Source organism: Sphingomonas sp. ABOLE, assembly GCF_003950455.1.
GTDB lineage: Bacteria > Pseudomonadota > Alphaproteobacteria > Sphingomonadales > Sphingomonadaceae > Sphingomonas > Sphingomonas trueperi.
The window spans coordinates 62492-80064 of the sequence record NZ_QQWY01000024.1; the positions used below are offsets into that span (position 1 = coordinate 62492).

Sequence of the window (17573 nt, forward strand, 5' to 3'; positions counted from 1 at the left end):
CTCGGGTATACTCTACCGGGGCACGGCGCCACCCATTAGAGCGTTTTCACCTTGGGCGAAGACGCTCTAGGTTTTCCATTGCCGCATTTTCTGAGTCGTTGACCGTAAACGGTCAACTTGCACATGATCTAGGATTCTCCAATGCGATGGTTACTGCTCCCGATTCTCCTGGGCCTGCTGACGCTTGTTCGCCCGGCGCTTTCGTCGACGAATGGCGGCCTTCGACTGGCTAAGCCCTGTTCCGCTATCATTCTTTGGCTTCAAGGGGGCGCTTTTCTCTACGGCCTGCACAGGGCGCCTGCGATCAGTCTCACTGCGAACCTGTGAGCGCCCGCTGCCGCGCTGGCTGAGCTTGGTGGCGGGCCGGACTTTACTGTGCTTGGAGGGCCTTGCTGGTCGGGTGGAGCGGGCGCCAGCGGAGCGACCGACAAGCAATGAGCGTGCGAGGCCAGGATGGACGGTGTAATGCAAGCCGTCCTTCACCTTTGGTCGAAGCTTGACCGGAGTGCGATCCCTAAAGCACCAATGAATAAAGTTGCCGCCGAATTCCTCTGGTTCCAAATATCCAATAATATTTAGCGAATATAGGAATTGCAGGAAATCCTTCGGTTTACCTTTAAGCTCCTCAACTGTGATCTCGTCTGCTGGGAGGCCGCCCCTGTACTTTTCGAAGGCTGCGCAAAATTGATCCCATGAGAAGTTATTTCTTCCTTCGAACATCGAGAAAAACCCTACGATCTGATCAAAGTCAACGTTGCCATAATAAAAGCTGAGATAGTCCTTAACCTCACCGAGTAAGTACTCGGAAAAGTCCTTTTCGCAACGATGGAAAGCCTTCTCAGTGAAATGAGATTTGTCCGCCATATGTTGAGCAATATAATCGGCCATCAGCGTCAGATACTGAACGATATCCCTAGGTCTATAAAAGGAATATCGAAGAAATCCGATAAACGGATCATCCGCCTTTTCGGATATGCGTTGATTCTGCACCGTGTATGGAAAGTAGTGCTTCCATACCGCATCCGCATTCTGTTCATTGATATTTTGCTGCTTCGTAATAATGCCATTTACGAGATGAAAAATCGGGGAGGAACTGAAATTGTCGTAAATCGTTTGCCAATTTAGAACGACACCATTGTCTCTAACTTTGGCATTTAGATTCTGAAAGCCCATCTGATCAAGGATATCAGGTCGCATTAGCAAGCATACTTTCAGGCGCCCTTTAGAATCTTTGACATTCGCAAAAAATTCTGAGTTCAACTGCCATGTGGCATTGGCGAGCCCCCGAATGCATTCAATGTACTCATTGTAATGTATCTCCTGTGGGCGGATATCGATGCCATCGATGAAAAGGATTACGTTCTTCGGAATGCTAAGCGACGCAATAGCATCTTCGAACTGCTTTTGGAGGGAAAAGAGGCTTATCTGAAAATTGGTACTAGATAGTTTCTCGCTTATCTTATCTTTTTCAGATGCTTGTAAAAACTTAGTCATCAGGGCCAACGCGGCTTCTGAATCTTTCACCATTTCCAAGCTGTAATCTACTTCTGGCTTGAAGGCGTCGTTGTAGTAGGCTGTCGTCGCTTCGCGGATCGCCTTGAACTTACTTGTCCAGACCATATTGTCGGGAACTAGCTTCTCAACTGCGTCCGACATCAGAAGCAGAAGGATGACCTTCCATGCATCGGTGTAGCTCGACACCTCAAGCTTGCCAGCGCGCTTCAACGCAACAAATTTCTGATAGTCCGTAGCGTTTAGCTCTATTACTCGCGCACGCGTGTTCTCATAATCATTATTCTCAAGATAGACAGAATAAGAGGTCTTACCTGTTCCCTTTTCACCGATCAGAAAGAACTTACTTGGGCGAACAATCTCGTCCAAAAAATGCTCTTTATAGAGAATTTTGCTGAGAAGGTTTTTGTTGTCCCTCTGCCGATAGTTCACGGCGTCAATCGGGCCGAAATCAATCTCTGGAACCGGAAGCATCGTATCTCCTCGCCCGCATGACCAAGCAGGTCTACCCTGACAAAGGAGCAATGATACGTTGTCATTTTAAGCTTGGCTACATGCAGAGCGCACATCGGCATGTTGGCTGAATTGTGAGTCTAAGGCCAGCGACCACTCAAACAAACCGTGAAATTTCAAATGGTTATAGAGGTGGTTGGCGGAGCGGGAAGGATTAGAACAGGCTCGCCACCTACATCACCGGTTCGCTAGGGTTCGACCTCCGCAGCGAAACCGCATCATCAAACCAATGAGCCCGAAACCTGCCAGCAGGAAACCCCACGTGTTGCACTCTGGAACTGCACTAACTGACGCGAGGGAATAACTACCCCACACCCTCTCAACCGATTTCCCGTTCCCAAAAAATGCTACGAAGCTGGGCTCGAAACGGTCATACGGAAAACCGTTGCCGATACCGCTGCCGTCGATCGCGCTAGTAGGGCCGCGAGCTTGGAACTGCACGTTGGTGAACGTGCTATCGAACGGTCCGCCGGGCAAACCGCTAGTGCTCACCACTATTCCGTCCGCCCCGAAGCTCTGATCCATATAGACGAGCGATCCGCCCGCGACGCTCTGGTTGACACTGTACGTCCCAATCGAAAGCCTGAAGCCCGTTAGGGGCACGGCATAGATGCTGTAAATGCCACCGCCTACGGCCAACTTGCTCTGCAAAGTAGCAGAGGCATCATCGAGTACGAATGAAGCGCGTATTGCGTCGCCGGTTCGCACTCCAGTGCCGGACGCGTCGCCTTCAACGAGGTAGACCGATCCGTTGAATATGAACCTGTAAGCCTTCGCTTCCGCTGGGATGGTCCAAAGCGCTGTTGCCAACACTGCGACGCTCAAAAGCCTCTTCATCGCACCCCCAATGCCGATACACGATTCGCATGCTAACAAGCGCTCACGAGCACTCAAAGCTAGAGCGTAACGCGGGGAACATCCAACACCATTCAGGTTGGAGGTGCGAGATAACGCTGTGAGACAATCCACCTGCTTATGCACCTAAGCCATTGAAAAGGCGGATGGTGGAAACTTGCACGTGGAGGGTCCGTCGCCGCTCAGCGCTTCCGCTGCCAATGACAAAGTGAATGTTGGGCGAATTGATTGCTGAGCCAACGGCACCCCTGATTTTCGCAATTAAATCAGGGGCTTAGCACGGCACATGGCGGAGACGGAGGGATTCGAACCCTCGGTACGAGTAATCCCCGTACGGCGGTTTAGCAAACCGCTGGTTTCAGCCACTCACCCACGTCTCCGGATGCGCCGAGGTCGAGCCCTATAACGAGCCCTTCGCCCGCAATCAACGGGGATAACCACATGGACGCGAAATCGAGTGGATCGGGCGCCCATTCATTGCCGCGACAGCCGCGCGCCCCTAGGGTGCAGCCCGCAAAAGCAGCAGGGTTCGGGAAATTTTGATGATGCGATCGGGTTGGTTCACGCTTCTGGCAGTTGCCGTCACCGGGCTGGGCAGCGTGCCCGCGTCGGCCCAGATGACGACGATCGACCCCAATACCGCGATCGATTCGGACCTGAAGTCGCCGCCGTCGCAGCAGCAGCAACCGCCGCAGAGCGCGCCGCCGCCGACCCAGATGCAGGAATCCTATCCGCCGGCCGACACGGCGCCGCCGCCCGTGGATACCCCGCCGTCGCCAGCCCAGCCGGCGCCCGCCTCGCCCGCCGCTGCCGACCCGTCGGCGACGTCGGCCCGCCAGGCGGCGACCGACACGTTCGAGAAGGACGATCTGCTCGCCGCGGCCGAAGGCACGTTCGGCAAGGGTGCCTCGGGCCTCGCCAAGCTGCTCGAGGACATTCTCAAGGACCAGGGCAAGCCCAATGCCTATATCGCCGGCAGCGAGGCGTCGGGCGCGATCGGCGTCGGCCTGCGCTACGGCAAGGGGCAGATGTTTCACAAGGTGGAGGGCCAGCGCCCGATCTACTGGACCGGCCCGTCGATCGGCTTCGACCTGGGCGGGGACGCCAACAAGGTGTTCGTGCTGGTCTACAATCTCTACGACAGCCAGGAGATCTACAAGCGCTTCCCGCAGGGCGAAGGCCACGCCTATTTCGTCGGCGGCTTCTCGGCCTCGTATCTCCGCCGCGGCGATATCGTGCTGATCCCGGTGCGGCTGGGCGTAGGCTGGCGGCTGGGGGTCAACGCCGGCTATATGAAGTTCAGCGAAAAGCAGCGCTGGCTGCCCTTCTGATCGGGTGCCGGGCGGGGCCGCATCGGCAGCCCCGCCCCTGCCCTCAGCCGAATTCGACCGCCTCGAACTTCATCGGCTCCCCGATCGCCTGGTTGGCGAGCTGGCCTTCCCACATCACCCGGTTGCCGCGAATGATCGTGCCGACCGGCCGGCCGGTGAGTTCCATGCCGTTGAACGGCGACCAACCGCAGCGCGACGCCAGCCAGGCCTCGTCCACCGTCCAGCGCGCCTTGAGGTCGACCACGGTGAAGTCGGCGTCGTAGCCGGGCACGATCCGCCCCTTGCCAACCAGCCCGAAGATGCGCTGCGGTCCGGCGCTGGTCAGGTCGATCAGCCGCTGCAGCGTCAGCCGGCCTTCCGCCACATGGTTGAGCATCAGCGGCAGCAACGTCTGCACGCCCGGCATGCCGCTCGGGCTGTCGGGATAGGCCTTGGCCTTCTCCTCCAGCGTGTGCGGCGCATGGTCCGAGCCGAGCACGTCGGGCACGCCCTGGCGCAGCCAGTGCCAAAGCCCGTCGCGATGCGCGCCCGAGCGGATCGGCGGGTTCATCTGCGCAAAGGTGCCGATCGCCGGATAGGCCTCCTCGCCCGCCAGCGTCAGGTGCTGGGGGGTGACCTCGCAGGTCGCGATGTCCTTGTGTTGGCCGAGCAGTTCCAGCTCCGCCGGGGTCGTCACGTGCAGCACGTGGATCCGCCGCCGCGCCGCGCGCGCCAGCCGCAGGATGCGGCGGGTGGCGAGGATCGCGCTTTCGTCGTCCCGCCACACGGGATGGGACGCGGGATCGCCCGCCACCCGCTCACCGAGCCGGTCCTGCATGCGGAACTCGTCCTCGGCATGGATCGCCACGCGGCGATGTCCGGAAGCCAGCACCCGCGCCAGATTGGCATCGTCGGAGACCAGCAGGTCGCCGGTTGAGGCGCCCATGAAGATCTTCACGCCCGCCGTGCCCGGCAGGCGCTCCAGCTCCGCCAGATGCTCGGCATTGTGGTTGGTCGCGCCGACATAGAAGGCATGGTCGCACCACATGCGGTGGTGTGCGCGGCGGAGCTTGTCGGCCACTGCGTCGGCGCTGTCGGTATTGGGCTTGGTGTTGGGCATCTCGAACACCGCGGTCACCCCGCCGAGCACCGCCGAGCGGCTGCCGCTTTCCAGGTCTTCCTTATATTCGAGGCCGGGCTCGCGGAAATGGACCTGGCTGTCGATTACGCCAGGCAGCACGTCGAGCCCGGTGCAGTCGATCGTCTCGCCCGCATCGCCCACCTGGCCGATCGCGACGATCTTGCCGCCGGAGACGCCGACATCGACTGCCGCCGGTCCGCCCGGGAGATGCACGCGGCCGCCGCGCAGCTTGAGTTCGACATTCGCCATGGCTTGCCTCTTTCGTCAGCGTTTGCCGCGTCCTACCTGTTCGGCATGGACGATACCAGCACCTGGCTCGACGATCGCGCGCTGCTGCGCCTCTCCGGCGACGATGTTCGCGGCTTTCTGCAGGGGCTGCTGCCGCAGGACATGGCCAGCATCACGCCGCAGACGCCGCAATGGGCGGGGCTGCTCACCCCCCAGGGCAAGGCGCTGTTCGATTTCCTCCTCTGGGCGGACGGCGATGCGATCCTGATCGACTGCGAGGCGAGCGCCCGCGACGCCATCGCCCGCCGGCTGACCATGTACCGCCTGCGCCGCGCGATCACGATCGCGCCGATCGAGGGCGGCGTGCATTGGTCGCCATCGCCGCAGCCCGGTGCGGTTGCCGACCCGCGGCTGGCGGCGCTCGGCTATCGCTGGCTGGGCGACGTCGCGGGCGAAAGCGCGGCGCACGCCTGGCGGGCGCATCGCCTGTCGCTGGGGGTCACCGAAGGCATGGACGAACTGGGCAGCGACAAGACACTGTGGCTCGAATGCAATGCCGAGGAGCTGCACGGCGTCAGTTACACCAAGGGCTGCTATGTGGGCCAGGAGAACACCGCGCGGATGCACTATCGCGCCAAGGTCAACCGCCGGCTGGTCGTCGTCCCGCTCGGCGAACCGGGCGATCGCACCCGTGCCGCCTACCCGGCGCTCGGCAAGATGGTCGAACTGCGCCGCGTCGAAGCGCTGGGCGACGCACTGGTGCCCGATTGGCTCGCCACCGCGCTCGCGGCGGACGCCTGACCCGCATCGGAATGGAGGACAGGGTCTAGATTGCCGCACGCGCGCGGCACGGATCGCCGCGCCTGCCCCACGGCCCCGGCAAATGCACAAAAAGAAAGGGAGACCGGTTGCCCGGTCTCCCCTCTTTGCGCCCATCCCTTGCGGGAAGGTGGCAATTACATGCCCGAACCCGGACCGTAGGTGATTTCCACGCGACGGTTCTGGAGTTCGCGAACGCCGTCGGCGGTCGGAACGCGCGGGTTGCTCTCGCCGAAGCCCTGCGCCGACATCGCGGCGTCGGGGATACCCTTGCCACCCATGTAGCTGCGGACCGTGTCGGCGCGACGCTGCGACAGACCAACGTTGTAGCTCGCCGAACCCGAACGGTCGGTGTAGCCGGCGATGACAACCTTGGTGTTGCTGCAATCGGCATAGTTGCTGATCGCATTGTCCAGGATGCTCGCTGCTTCCGGCGTGATGTCCGACTTGTTCCAGTCGAAGAACACGATGTACGGCCCAGGCGTGCAGACCTTGGCTTCCGGCGCCGGGGGCGGCGGGGGCGGCGGAGCCGGCTCGGCAACCGGCGGCGGCGGCGGCGGCGGCGGCGGAGCAACGGGCTCTTCCGGCGCACCGAAGTTGTAGGTCAGGCCGACCAGAAGGCTGTGCGAACGGAAGCGGCCCTTCCACTGGTTGCCGCCGATGTCGACCAGCTTGACGTCGGGCGCGTTGAAGAAGCGGTACTTCAGCGACACGTCGACATTCTTGTTGATCGGCGCGCGGACGCCGGCCAGCGCCTGCCATGCGAACACGGTGTCGGAATCGTCCAGCGTCGAGGAAACGCCCCGCAGGAACAGGTCGTTCTTCACGCGCGAGACACCCGCACCGCCGCCGACGAAGCCCTGCAGGCCGTTGTCGTCGCCGAAGTCGAGCAGGCCATTGACCATGAACGACAGCGCCGAGGTCTTGCTGCCGACCTGGCTGTACGAACCCGCCGGAAGCGTGGCTGCACCGGTCGTCAGGTTGATCGGCAGGCCGACCGACGAGCGAATCTCGCTGCCGGAAACACGGCGGTAGCTGACTTCGGCTTCCGCACGGAACGGACCGAAATCATAACCGATGTTACCGCCGACATCCCAGCCGGCATGGTTGTTGTTCTGCGTCACAGCATCCTGGCTGGCGCCGACGTCGAAGTGAATGTCCTCGACGAGCATCGCGCCGCCTTCAACACCCACATACCACGCGTCGTCGCGGGCAAAGGCGGGCGTGCTGAGCGCGGTCGTGGCGAGCGCCAAAGTGACGGCAAGCTTCCGCATCATAATCCCCTTTCATGGTCGTCCTTACGGACAGGCCAAACTCACTACTCAAACCAAAGTTTCGGCGCAAGCGCACAAACCTGCGGACTGTTGCACAAACGTCACATGTTAATCGACACCGATCAACCCGTGTTGGCGCAACATTTGCACGACCGCAGAGATCGCCCTTCTCGCCTCTGCGTCAACCGTCGTGCCTCCCGTCGGTTCCGCCACATTCGGCTGCCGAGGACCAACTACTTGTCGTCCTTCGATAAAAAGTCTTCCATAGGTCCGCCCTTGGTACCATTCTCCGCCGCTGTAGAGCGCCAGCGCCTGGTCTGCCCCGACCCAGACCCGCATGCCGTCCTGCGGCGTCAAAAATCGCCAGCCACCCTCGGTCCAACCTGTGAGCTTGCCGCCCTGCCCGGCCCAGGCGCCTTGCGGTGCACCACCGATGATCCAGCATTGGCCGATCGTCGGCGCGGTAGGCGGCACGTTCACCATCGCCGCGACCACGGCCGCCTGCGTCGCGATGTCGAGCAGTGCCAGGGCTTCGTTGTGGAACATCTCCTTCTGCGCCTGCCCGGGTTCGAGCAGCGGCAGCGCCAGGCGCGGCGTCGGCGAAACGGTCATCGGTCGTCTCCAAGGCTGGGAAGCGAAAGCTGCGCGGCGGGGGACAGGCCGTGCGTGCCGAGCTGGCGGACGGTCAGCGTGAGCGGCAGCGCCCGGTCGGCGGCGGAAAGCGTCAGCCCGGGCGCGTCCAGCAGCAGCACGCTTCGCTCGCCCCCGCGCAAGATCTCGACCTGATACCGCTCGCTCTCCTCGCCGAGCGGAACGTCGACGCCGTCGCGCCACACCCAGCCGACCCTGCTGCGCCGTGTCCAGCCGATCCGCGTGGCCTCCCCCTGCCGAGTTGCGCGGAGCTGCACCGGCGACGGCGGCAGCAGCGAGATGCCGGTCGACCGTGCGGGTACGGCCGGCGCGTCGATCGGGTCGTCGGACCCTTGCGCCAGCAACTGGACGGTCGCGCCGATCGCAACGCGAAGCTCGAGCGCTTTGAGCGTGTCGCGCGTCACCAGCACGAAGTGGTCGCCCGCGCGCTGGGTACCGATCGCCGCTTCGGACCCGCGCCGCCCGCGCCACAGCTGCGCCAGGCGCCACCGGTTGCCGCCAAGGTTCGTAGCCCGGCCGAACTGGAGCAGTTCGTCGCCGAGCATCGCCAGGTTGGCACCGGCATCGAGCGCCGCCATGTCCGCATTGGCCAGCGCCATGTCGGCGCGGGCGAGTTCGACCTCGGCATAGCCCGCGCCATCGATCAGCGCCGCGCGCGCCGGGCCCGGCGGCACGCGCACCGTGCCGAGGATCGCCGGATAGGCCGTCTCCCCCGCCGGGGCCCAGCTCGCGCCGCCATCGCCGCTCGCGAGCAACGCCGCGCGGCGCCAGCCGCTGCCGGTGCCCGCCGCCGCGACGACGAGGTTCGGCGCCGTCGCCGCCACCTCGTCCAGCGGCGGCAGTTCGAACGGTACCAGGATGGTGCTGCCGCGTTGCGAGTCGGGCGCCGGGACCGAGCGGCCGGGGCTCGCCGCACCCGATAGCGGCGCCTCGGCGATCGGCACGCATTCGAGCTTCACCACCATATTCTCGAGCGACCAGCGATCCACCCGCCACTGGCCGGGTGCGCCGTCGATCGTGACGCGCGCGCCGGGCGCGAGCGTCAGCGCCTCCCAGCCCAGCGTCAGCGTGCGGCGCTCTCTGGCCAGATCGGTGCGGGCCAGCGCGCCGGCCGCCATCGCCTTGGCCGATCCGGCATCGAGTACGGCGGGCAGGTCGATCCTAGTCTCCCGCGTGCCGGTGCCCTGGCGCGACGCCTGCTGCACGCCCGCCTGATAGTCGCGCGCCGGATCATAATAGCCGATGCTCAGCCGCCGCGGCGCAGCGTCCGCTGGCGCGATGGCGCGCACCCCGCGGCCGGTGGGCTCGGCATCGGCGCCGACCCCGCCGTCGGACATTGCCCGCGCCGCGCCCGGGCCGGTCTGCAGAGTCAGCGCATTGCCGTCGCTCTGCACCCAGGCACCGGTCGCCGCGCACAGCGCGTCCAGCGTGGTCCGCAGCGAGTCCTGCGCGGAGAAGCCGCGCAGCGACGTGGTGAGCCCCTCCGCCGCCGCGCCGAGCGCCTGGGCGATACGGCCGGCCGGGACGGGCTCCGCATCGGCGATCACTTCGAAGCTCAGCTGGGGAATGCGGTTGCCGAAGGTCGCGAGTTCCAGGTCCTCGAATACCGCATAGGCGGTGCCGCGATGCGCGGGCGCCTTGCCCGCGCCCTCGATCGACACGATCAAAGGATCTACCGGCTGGTCCTCGGCACCGGTGTAGAGGCGAAAGCCGGTGCGCACCTTGAAGTCGCCGGCCGCGCCGCGAAGCAGCTGGCCGTCCGCCCAGATCCGACCCACGCCCAGGATAGGCCGCGTCGACAGCGCAACCGCGAACGATGCCGTGTAGCTATAGGCAGTGGTGGAAGGTCGGCCCTTGCCGCCACCCTCGGTGGCGCGATGCTCGATCAGGTCGGTCGCCCAGATCACGCTGCCCGCCACCCGGATCGTCCCGAACAGCTGCGGGACCGCGGTGCCGTAGCTCGAGGTCTGCACGCGCAGGTCGGCGAGTCGTGGGCCTTCGCGCGGGCCCTGCTTGAAAAGCAGCTGGCGATCGATCGTGTTGCCGATCAGGCTCCCCAGCCCCGCGCCGAAGGGTCCCCCGATCAGCCCGCCCGCCACCGTCAGCACCACCGTCGCCATCAGCCTTCCTCCCCCAGACGCCAGCAGCTCAGCACCGGCCAGGGCACCGGGCCGGGCCGCTCGACCACGCGGCGCGCGATCGCGTCCGCATGGATGATCCCGTCTTCGCAGCGGATCGCGAGGTGCAGCTGGCCGGGCGCGCTGCGGCACAGCAGCAGGTCGCCGGGTGCCGCCTCGGCGACCTCGATGAGCCCTGCCGCCCGCAGCTGCGCCGCGGTGCCAGCCGCATCGCCGGTCCGCAGCCGGTAGTCGGCAGGCGCGCCGCGTCCGAGCGCGACTACCGCCAGCCCGACACAGTCGAGCCCCGTCGCCACCTCGCGCCCGTGCAGCTGAAAGGGGGCACCCAGCGCCGCCCGCGCGGCTGCCACCACCGCCGCGCCGCTCATGCGCCGGGATACCGGGTAAGCAGGTCGGTGCCCGGCAGGTACGGCTCGCCGCGGAAATTGGCGGCGTTGGCGAACCGGCCCGAACAGGTCTCGAACCGGCCATCGCAGCCTTCGATCAGCTCGACCAGCGCCCCCACCCCATCGAAACGCGGCGGGCGGCGGAGCGTCACGCGGTTGCCCTCGGACGCGGCAATCGCGTCCTCCAGCCCGCCGTTCGCTCCGCCGAGCCAGCGCAGCCGGCCATTGCCATAGGCATTGGCGGTGGGTTCGGCGGCGTCCAGCGTCACCACCGCACCGGCCACTGCAGCCACGCGAGCGAAGCGCCGCCGACCGGCCATCGCCACGCGGCAGCGCGCATCGCCCAGTTCGGCGCGGCAGTCGGGCGAGGTCGCCTCGGCCACGGGCGCATCGAAGGCGGCGGTGAGCCCGCGCAGCTCGGCGGTGATCGCGCCGTCGCGGGTCTCGATCGCGCCGATCGTCCCCTCGCCGAGCGCCACCGTTTCGCCCGGCGCGGTCCAGTCGGTGGCGAACAGCGCGACGCGAGCGAAGTCCCAGCGGCCGGCGAGCAGGTCCGTCTCGGAGATGGCGTCACCGGAGAGCATGCCGTGCACGTCCATGCTGTCCGCCTCCAGCGTCGCGCTGCGCTCGACCGCGCTGGGGGTCATCCCCGGCGCGGCGCGGTACAGCACCCCGTCGATCAGCAGGTCGCGGTCGTGCGCGGTGAGGCCGATCGTCACCCCGTCGCGCCGCTCGATCCGCCAGCACAGGGTGACGGTGGTCAGCGTGCCGTCGAGCCAGCTCATTCGCGGATCTCCACCAGCGGGACCGAGGCGGCGGCCCCGGCAAGGAAGGTCGCGCGGCTGACGCGCAATTGGTCCTCGGCGAAGCGCACCGGCACGTCGAACAGGAAGGAAGCGGTGAGCTTCACGCCTGCTGCGGGCACGACGTCGAGCGTCACCACCCCGCCATCGCCGAGGGTGAAGGCCGAGGTCGCCACGCCATTGAGCTTGAGCGCCACGGTGCCCGCCACCGGCCGGGTGATCCGCCGCACCGTCTCGCCATAGCTCTTGATGAGCTGGAAGCGCGCGGTCTGGCCGTCGCCGGTGCCGAGCAGCTGGTCCTTCGCCTCATAGTCGAAGGGGTCGCGCAGCCGGAACCCGCGCGCCGGCCCCATCCGCGCCCGGTAGAAGCCGAGCAGCGCCGCGATGTCCGCCTCGGAGCGGACGCCGGGCCCGACATCATAGCGGGTCCGCGCCTGCGCCCAGGCGGCGTTGCGCCGCTCGGCGCCGCCCGCGCTGGTGACGATCGCGGTGGAGAGCTCGGGCACCACCTCGGCCTCGCGGCCGAGCGCGATCGGAAAGGACACGTCGTCGAAGGGCGTCAAATCCGCCTCCTGGTCGAAATGGGTGAAACCGTCGCGCGCCACCTGCGGCAGCGCCCACACGAAGGTCGCCGCGACCCCGCGCGCGCGGCCGCGCTCGGCGGCTTCCGCGATCGCGCGCCACTGGAGCCGGTCCTCGGCGCGCAGCACGAAGCCGGCGAGATAATGCTGCCGCGCCGCCGGATAGCCGAGCCGCGCCTGCGCCGCCGCGACCGCCCGCTCTGAGGCCGCCGCATTGCCTGCCGCCGCCCAGTCATAATCCTCGAGCTGGAGCACATCGAAGGCGGGCGAGGCCCAGCCGACCGGCATGTTGGCGCGCTTCGCCTCCGGCATCGCGGGATCGAGCACGGTCGGCAGATAGGTGAGCAGCAGCACCTGCGCTTCCGGCGCGGCGGCCTTCACCGCGTCGCGCAGTGCCAGCGTCGAGGCCGCCAGCAACGCCCCCGCCGCATCGAGCACGGCGGTGTTTACCGTACCCTTCAGATTCTGCGCTGCGGGGTTATCCAGCGCCGCCTGCGCCGCCGCGTCGTGGATGCACAGGCGCCCATCGGCCATCACCCACCACCACGGCTCACCCACCTGAAACTTCACCGCCAGCCCCGCCGCCTGCGCGGTACCGACGAACGCCAGCGCCACCGCGCGCAGATAGGCCATCGCCCCGGCGTGCGCGGGCGAGAGCAAGGTCGAGGGCGGACTCCACCCGGTCAGCGCCGGGCTGCCGTCGGCGGCGCGCTGCTTCCAGTCGCCCCAGCAATGCTGGTCGAGCAGCTCGTAGCTCAGCGACCAGATCACGCCATAGCCGAGCGCCTTGGCCCGCGCGGCAAAGTCCGCATGCCAGGCCGCGCAGGCCCGGTTGAGCGCCCCGCCGGCCAGGCTCGCATAGAAGCCCCCCGAGGCGGGTTCGAGCCGGAAATAATGGCTCATGCCGACATAATGGAGAATGTCGCCGCGATAGCCGAGCTGCAGGACGTTCCGCAGCAGCCGCGCCGGCGTCTGGTTGTAGCCGTCGTCATAGCCGGTCGCGATCGACAGGCCGTGCTCGGGCACCACCACGTCGCCGATCGCCAGCACCGATCCCGGCCCGTCGCAGGCGATGCCGGTCAGCGCCACCCAGCCCTCGCTCGCCGCCGCCAGCGGCATGGTGTCGCCCGCGACATAGCCCGGCGGCACCAGCGAGACGAACATCCGGTCGACATCCCCGGCCCAGACCGGATCCGCCTCGCCCGGCAGCAGGAAGCCGCCCGCGACATCCGCAAAGTCGATCGTCACCTCGGCATCGTCGGCCGCTCCGCTGGCATAGTTCCACAGCCGCACATACCAGGCGCGCGGCGCGCCGCCTGCATCCCGCCCCTCGATCGTCAGCACCGGGCCGTTGACCGCGTCGAGCGCGATCACCCCGGACGAGCGCCAGCGGAACCGCAGCCGGCAACCGCGAAAGTCGCGCGCGGTAGCGTACGCAAGCAGCGGATGGTCCCAGCGGTCCTCGGCCTCCCAGATCAGCCCGGCGAGATCGCCGCGCCGCTGGAACACCAGGTCGACGCGCAGCGCATCGGGCGCGGTGGTGACCACGCTCGCCATCATCGGCCGGGGAAAGTTGACCGTCCAATAGACGGGATCGAACCGGCTGATCACGCCCGTCGCCTGGTCGCGCCGCCGCTGGGCGAGCCACCAGCCCATCAGTCGAGCCCCGCCAGTGCCGAGCGCACCGCCCGCGCCACCTGCCGGCTCGATTGCGCCAGCGCCCTGGGCGCGGCATCGGCGGCGGCGTTGACCGTGATCGACACGCGCACGTCGCGCCCACCACCCTGCCCGCTGGCGGGCGCCACCTGCCCCGCGCTGGTCGGCACGAACAGCTCGGGCCCGCGCTCGCCGACCCAATAGGGGCGCCCCGGGCTCACCGGCCCGCCGGTCGCGCGGCCGGGCAGCCCGAGCAGCCCGCCGAGCAGCGACAGCACGCCGCCCGCGCTCTCGCCCCCGCGGCTCGAGGGCAAGCTGATGCCCATCGCCGACTTGGCGATCTCTTCCAGCGCGCGGATCGCGATCTTGGCGAGATCGTCGAAGCCGAGCTTGCCGGTCTGCACCGCGCGCAGCAGCGTCGTCTCGATCGTCTTGCCCGCCCGGTCGACGCCCGTGGCCAGCGGCCCTTCCAGCGTGCCGCGCATCGCATCCACGTCGCGCGCGAAGCCCGCGGTATCGGCCCGCACCGACACCACCAGCCGTTCGATTTCCTCATCCATCGGGAAACTGCTCCTGCAATCGTGCGATCAGGTCCGCGCTCGGCGGCTCCCCCGCCTCGGGCATGGCGGCGGCCAGCAGCGCGGCGAGCTCGGCCGGGGTCGCTCGCCAGAACCGATCGGGGCTCCAGCCGAAGGCGAGCCCCGCCAGTCCGGCCAGCCGCCCGGCGGCCTCGGCGAAGCTCGTCACCGCCCCGCCAGGATCTGGCCGATCAGCGCCTTGAGCGCGGGCGTCGCCGCCACCAGCCCGGCTTCGGCCACGCCTTCGGAAAAGGCTTCGCGCGTCATGCCCTCGGGGGCCGCCTTGAGGCAGTGCCAGAACAGCGCGACCATCTCGCCCAGCGCCAGCCGCCCTGCCGCGGCACGCTCGACCAGCGCGAACAGCGGGCCCAGCTCGGCCTCGGCGGCGACCAGCGCCTCGAAGCTCGGCCGCAGGACGAGCGGCACCCCGCCCACCCGCAGGGTCGCCTCGCCGCGCACCGGATTGGCCGTGCCGGTCATGCGCTCACCACCGGCCCGGAGCTTTCCAGGCTCAGCGTGTAGCTGCGCTCGCCGTTGAAATCGCCGGCATAATCGAGCCTCGTCACGAGGAACTTGCCCGTCATCGTCTCGCCGCTCTCGAAGCTCAGCCGATAATCGTCGAGCGTGCCGGCGAGCGCATTGGCCTTCACGCGGACCTCGGCCGTCGATCCGGTGAACACGCCCGCGGCGGACACGCTCACCGATCGCACCCCGGCGCCGGACAGCAGCTCGCGCCAGCCGCCCGAATCCTTGCTGGTGATCGCCACCGCCTCGCCGTTCACCGAAAGCTGCGTCGTCCGCAGCCCCGCCACGGTGGCATAGACCACCGGCGTCGCGCCATTGCCCACCTTGAGCAGGAAGGCACTGCCTTTTTCCGCTGCCATGTTCGTCTCCTGTTGGTTGTTTGGGGGGGTGGCTTGCCCCCTCCACCACCGCCTTCGGCGGCGGTCCCCCTCCCCAGCTTCGCGGGAGAGGAAACCCTTGTGCGGATAGCGTCTCCTCCACCGCGAAGCGGGGGAGGGGGACCGCGCCGCGCCAGCGGCGTGGTGGAGGGGGCAATCACCCGCCCCGCAGCATCCGCACCCGGTGCTCGACCACCGCCGTCACCCCGCTCGCGCCCTCGTCGACTACCCGCGTGCGGACCAGCACCCGGCTGACGATCCGCCAGCCGCCGCCGAGCGCCGCGGGTATTGCCGCGATCGCCGCCTCGACGTCCGCGGCGAGCGCCCGCACCCGCTGCCGCGCGGGCCCGGCGTCGCGCACCAGCACCGAGGTGCGTACCTCGCGACCATCCTGGTCCTTGGTGCTCCAGTCGGTCAGCATCGCCTCGTCGACGAGCAGATAGGGCCGCACCGCGCGCTGCGGCGGCGCATCGAACACGCCGTTCACCGGCGTCGACAAGGCCCCCGTGCCGGTCAGCGCCGTGCGCATCGCCGCGGTGATCGCTTCCTGCGGGCTCATCGCAGGAGCCCTCCCAGCCAGCGCAGCGCCGGGTCGGCGAGCCAGCGCCGCCACAGCCCCCGCCCCGCCAGCGTGACCGCGCTGCCCTCGACCGCCACCGACACGCCCGGCACCGCTTCGCGCACCCGCTCGGCCAATCGCCCGGCCGCATCCGTGGCCGCCGCGCGACCCGTGGTTTCGGCGCGCGCCTTCAGCTGCTCCAGCATTGCCGCCTTGCTCCCGCCATCAGTTGCAGCCGCCGCCACGGCCGCCAGAATGCCACCACCGCCGCGGGCGGCACCGATGCGTCGCCGCGCGCCTCGAGCAGATGCGCCGCGAGCAGCACCACGCCTTGCGCGAGCGGCGGCGGCAGACTGTCCCAGCCCGGCGCGGTGCCCGCCACGAAGGTCACGCGCACCCGCACCGGCACCGGCGGGGGCGCCAGCCGCACCCAGCCCTCGCCGCGCGCATCCAGATCGATCGTGTACGCCGTCACCGGCAGCGCCGTCGCCGTGCCGGCGGCATCGACCGTCTCCACCGCGCCGATCGCGGTCACCGGCGCCACCGGCAGCCGCTGCCAATCGGGCGAGCGGCCGAGCCAGGCCTGCCACTGGCGCGCGATCCAGGCGGTGCCGGTAAAGGCCTCGCCCAGCGCCAGCGCGGTCTGGACCGCGGCGGTGACGGCGGCATCGTCGGTGCCGTTCGCCATGCGCAGATAGTCCTTCACCGCCGCGCTCGCGCTCGCGATCGCCGCCGCCGGAAAGGGCGGTGCGTCCATGGTTCTTCTCCCTCTGTTGGTTGCCGCCGCGCGTTACTGCGGCCCCGGCTCAGGCGCCGGCTTCCGCCTCGGCCTCCAGCGTCCGGTTCTCGCCTGGATCATAGGGGGACGTGCCGTCCCACTCGATCCGGTTGACCACCTCGCCCGCCTCGATCACCCGATAGACTGCCATCGCCCCGCTCCTCAGCCGAAGGTCCAGATGACGCGGACCTCGCCGCGCCCGCCATTGCCGCCCGCGCCCGGCGAGAAGCCGGTGTCGCACGCGCCGCCGCCGCCGCCGCCACCGCCGGGGGTACCCCCGGCACCCCCGGCGCCGGCATTGCCGGTCAGGTTGCCGGAAAAGCCGCCACCGCCGCCGCCGCCGCCGGATTGCAGCGCGGGGTCGGCCGCAGCGCCCGCTCCGCCGGTGGGGACGGTCGCCGTGCCCGCCGTCCCGCCGGCGAGGGGCGAAGCCGCATGGCCCGATCCCGCGCCACCGGCCGCCGCACCCCGCGCGGCATTGCTCGCATCGAGGCTCGCGCCGCCGCCGCCGCCGCCGGTGGCGCCGTTGCCGCCCAGCCCCGCGGTCGCGGTCGAGGCGCTTGCCCCGCCGCTGCCCACTGCGCCGAAGGTGCCGACGGGCAACGCGGCGCCGCCCGATGCATTGGCGGCCTGGCCGGCACCGCCGCCATTGCCGCCATCGGCGCGGATCAGCGCGCCCAGCAGGCTCGCGCCGCCGCCGCCGCCGGCGACGCCGTTCGCAGCGGCGGTGCCCGGCGAGGGACCGCCATTGCCGCCCGCCCCCACCGTCACCGATTCGGAGGTCCCATGCGCCGCGGCGGCGAAGCGCAGCAGCTGCACCATGCCGCCGCCACCGCCCCCGCCGCCGGGGCGGCACGAACCGTTGGCCCCGCAACGACCGGAGCCGCAA

General features: G+C 67.9%; 19 protein-coding genes, 1 tRNA gene and 1 pseudogene. 2 read left to right on the forward strand and 19 right to left on the reverse strand.

The features are described 5' to 3' along the window. Positions 1-150 precede the first annotated feature (150 nt). The 3 genes from CA234_RS15385 to CA234_RS15395 form a co-directional block, all read right to left on the reverse strand. Positions 151-1986 (reverse strand): funZ protein, encoded by a 1836-nt coding sequence (locus CA234_RS15385; RefSeq protein ID WP_126002118.1) that lies wholly within the window; start codon positions 1984-1986, stop codon positions 151-153. 216 nt (positions 1987-2202) lie between these two features. After that, a complete protein-coding gene (locus CA234_RS15390; RefSeq protein ID WP_126002119.1) occupies positions 2203-2862 on the reverse strand; it encodes a hypothetical protein in 660 nt (219 codons plus the stop codon). Between the two features lie 305 nt (positions 2863-3167). Then, positions 3168-3260: transfer RNA gene (locus tag CA234_RS15395), tRNA-Ser, on the reverse strand. 162 nt (positions 3261-3422) lie between these two features. On the opposite strand from CA234_RS15395, the gene CA234_RS15400 reads away from it, so the two are divergent. Beyond that, positions 3423-4211, forward strand: coding sequence for a DUF1134 domain-containing protein (locus tag CA234_RS15400; protein ID WP_126002120.1), 789 nt, complete (start codon positions 3423-3425; stop codon positions 4209-4211). A gap of 43 nt (positions 4212-4254) precedes the next feature. Here the strand turns inward: CA234_RS15400 and CA234_RS15405 are convergent, their stop codons facing one another. Then, entirely contained in the window at positions 4255-5580 is a 1326-nt protein-coding gene (locus tag CA234_RS15405) for a dihydroorotase (RefSeq protein ID WP_126002121.1), read from the reverse strand. 45 nt (positions 5581-5625) lie between these two features. Between CA234_RS15405 and CA234_RS15410 the strand changes: the two genes are divergently transcribed. Beyond that, entirely contained in the window at positions 5626-6360 is a 735-nt protein-coding gene (locus tag CA234_RS15410; RefSeq protein ID WP_125974681.1) for a folate-binding protein YgfZ, read from the forward strand. Positions 6361-6515: 155 nt separating this feature from the next. Here the strand turns inward: CA234_RS15410 and CA234_RS15415 are convergent, their stop codons facing one another. The 15 genes and pseudogenes from CA234_RS15415 to CA234_RS15480 form a co-directional block, all read right to left on the reverse strand. Beyond that, positions 6516-7652, reverse strand: coding sequence for an OmpA family protein (locus tag CA234_RS15415; protein ID WP_125974683.1), 1137 nt, complete (start codon positions 7650-7652; stop codon positions 6516-6518). A gap of 108 nt (positions 7653-7760) precedes the next feature. Beyond that, on the reverse strand, positions 7761-8264 hold the full coding sequence (locus CA234_RS15420; protein ID WP_125974685.1) for a DUF2793 domain-containing protein: 504 nt from the start codon (positions 8262-8264) through the stop codon (positions 7761-7763). Next, on the reverse strand, positions 8261-10423 hold the full coding sequence (locus CA234_RS15425) for a phage tail protein (RefSeq protein ID WP_125974687.1): 2163 nt from the start codon (positions 10421-10423) through the stop codon (positions 8261-8263). Before CA234_RS15425 ends, CA234_RS15420 begins: the two co-directional genes overlap by 4 nt. After that, on the reverse strand, positions 10423-10809 hold the full coding sequence (locus CA234_RS15430; protein WP_125974689.1) for a peptidoglycan endopeptidase: 387 nt from the start codon (positions 10807-10809) through the stop codon (positions 10423-10425). The genes CA234_RS15425 and CA234_RS15430 overlap by 1 nt, the downstream gene beginning before the upstream one ends. After that, the gene (locus CA234_RS15435; RefSeq protein WP_125974691.1) at positions 10806-11612 is read right to left on the reverse strand and encodes a DUF2163 domain-containing protein; all 807 of its coding nucleotides are present in this window, start codon (positions 11610-11612) and stop codon (positions 10806-10808) included. The genes CA234_RS15430 and CA234_RS15435 overlap by 4 nt, the downstream gene beginning before the upstream one ends. Next, positions 11609-13867 (reverse strand): DUF2460 domain-containing protein, encoded by a 2259-nt coding sequence (locus CA234_RS15440; RefSeq protein ID WP_126002122.1) that lies wholly within the window; start codon positions 13865-13867, stop codon positions 11609-11611. Before CA234_RS15440 ends, CA234_RS15435 begins: the two co-directional genes overlap by 4 nt. Further along, positions 13867-14427: a tail tape measure protein gene (locus CA234_RS15445; RefSeq protein ID WP_125974695.1), complete on the reverse strand. Its 561-nt coding sequence runs from the start codon at positions 14425-14427 to the stop codon at positions 13867-13869. The genes CA234_RS15440 and CA234_RS15445 overlap by 1 nt, the downstream gene beginning before the upstream one ends. After that, the gene (locus CA234_RS15450; protein WP_125974697.1) at positions 14420-14614 is read right to left on the reverse strand and encodes a phage tail assembly chaperone; all 195 of its coding nucleotides are present in this window, start codon (positions 14612-14614) and stop codon (positions 14420-14422) included. Before CA234_RS15450 ends, CA234_RS15445 begins: the two co-directional genes overlap by 8 nt. Then, the gene (locus tag CA234_RS15455) at positions 14611-14925 is read right to left on the reverse strand and encodes a gene transfer agent family protein (RefSeq protein ID WP_125974699.1); all 315 of its coding nucleotides are present in this window, start codon (positions 14923-14925) and stop codon (positions 14611-14613) included. The genes CA234_RS15450 and CA234_RS15455 overlap by 4 nt, the downstream gene beginning before the upstream one ends. Beyond that, positions 14922-15329: a phage tail protein gene (locus CA234_RS15460; RefSeq protein ID WP_126002123.1), complete on the reverse strand. Its 408-nt coding sequence runs from the start codon at positions 15327-15329 to the stop codon at positions 14922-14924. Before CA234_RS15460 ends, CA234_RS15455 begins: the two co-directional genes overlap by 4 nt. A 175-nt stretch (positions 15330-15504) precedes the next feature. Beyond that, positions 15505-15906 (reverse strand): DUF3168 domain-containing protein, encoded by a 402-nt coding sequence (locus tag CA234_RS15465; RefSeq protein WP_126002124.1) that lies wholly within the window; start codon positions 15904-15906, stop codon positions 15505-15507. Then, the gene (locus CA234_RS15470) at positions 15903-16112 is read right to left on the reverse strand and encodes a hypothetical protein (protein WP_126002125.1); all 210 of its coding nucleotides are present in this window, start codon (positions 16110-16112) and stop codon (positions 15903-15905) included. Before CA234_RS15470 ends, CA234_RS15465 begins: the two co-directional genes overlap by 4 nt. Then, complete coding sequence (locus CA234_RS15475; RefSeq protein WP_126002126.1) at positions 16097-16663, reverse strand: hypothetical protein; 567 nt, start codon at positions 16661-16663, stop codon at positions 16097-16099. The genes CA234_RS15470 and CA234_RS15475 overlap by 16 nt, the downstream gene beginning before the upstream one ends. 49 nt (positions 16664-16712) lie before the next feature. Beyond that, a complete protein-coding gene (locus CA234_RS25250) occupies positions 16713-16835 on the reverse strand; it encodes a hypothetical protein (protein WP_277600102.1) in 123 nt (40 codons plus the stop codon). A gap of 11 nt (positions 16836-16846) precedes the next feature. Next, positions 16847-17573: pseudogene (locus CA234_RS15480) on the reverse strand (hypothetical protein); the annotation flags it as partial.

Bases quoted from the DNA above. Each gene is read 5' to 3' on its own strand.
- CA234_RS15385 (WP_126002118.1), bottom strand. From the start codon at position 1,986: ATGCTTCCGGTTCCAGAGATTGATTTCGGCCCGATTGACGCCGTGAAC.
- CA234_RS15390 (WP_126002119.1), bottom strand. From the start codon at position 2,862: ATGAAGAGGCTTTTGAGCGTCGCAGTGTTGGCAACAGCGCTTTGGACC.
- CA234_RS15400 (WP_126002120.1), top strand. From the start codon at position 3,423: ATGATGCGATCGGGTTGGTTCACGCTTCTGGCAGTTGCCGTCACCGGG.
- CA234_RS15405 (WP_126002121.1), bottom strand. From the start codon at position 5,580: ATGGCGAATGTCGAACTCAAGCTGCGCGGCGGCCGCGTGCATCTCCCG.
- CA234_RS15410 (WP_125974681.1), top strand. From the start codon at position 5,626: ATGGACGATACCAGCACCTGGCTCGACGATCGCGCGCTGCTGCGCCTC.
- CA234_RS15415 (WP_125974683.1), bottom strand. From the start codon at position 7,652: ATGCGGAAGCTTGCCGTCACTTTGGCGCTCGCCACGACCGCGCTCAGC.
- CA234_RS15420 (WP_125974685.1), bottom strand. From the start codon at position 8,264: ATGACCGTTTCGCCGACGCCGCGCCTGGCGCTGCCGCTGCTCGAACCC.
- CA234_RS15425 (WP_125974687.1), bottom strand. From the start codon at position 10,423: ATGGCGACGGTGGTGCTGACGGTGGCGGGCGGGCTGATCGGGGGACCC.
- CA234_RS15430 (WP_125974689.1), bottom strand. From the start codon at position 10,809: ATGAGCGGCGCGGCGGTGGTGGCAGCCGCGCGGGCGGCGCTGGGTGCC.
- CA234_RS15435 (WP_125974691.1), bottom strand. From the start codon at position 11,612: ATGAGCTGGCTCGACGGCACGCTGACCACCGTCACCCTGTGCTGGCGG.
- CA234_RS15440 (WP_126002122.1), bottom strand. From the start codon at position 13,867: ATGGGCTGGTGGCTCGCCCAGCGGCGGCGCGACCAGGCGACGGGCGTG.
- CA234_RS15445 (WP_125974695.1), bottom strand. From the start codon at position 14,427: ATGGATGAGGAAATCGAACGGCTGGTGGTGTCGGTGCGGGCCGATACC.
- CA234_RS15455 (WP_125974699.1), bottom strand. From the start codon at position 14,925: ATGACCGGCACGGCCAATCCGGTGCGCGGCGAGGCGACCCTGCGGGTG.
- CA234_RS15460 (WP_126002123.1), bottom strand. From the start codon at position 15,329: ATGGCAGCGGAAAAAGGCAGTGCCTTCCTGCTCAAGGTGGGCAATGGC.
- CA234_RS15465 (WP_126002124.1), bottom strand. From the start codon at position 15,906: ATGAGCCCGCAGGAAGCGATCACCGCGGCGATGCGCACGGCGCTGACC.
- CA234_RS15470 (WP_126002125.1), bottom strand. From the start codon at position 16,112: ATGCTGGAGCAGCTGAAGGCGCGCGCCGAAACCACGGGTCGCGCGGCG.
- CA234_RS15475 (WP_126002126.1), bottom strand. From the start codon at position 16,663: ATGGACGCACCGCCCTTTCCGGCGGCGGCGATCGCGAGCGCGAGCGCG.
- CA234_RS25250 (WP_277600102.1), bottom strand. From the start codon at position 16,835: ATGGCAGTCTATCGGGTGATCGAGGCGGGCGAGGTGGTCAACCGGATC.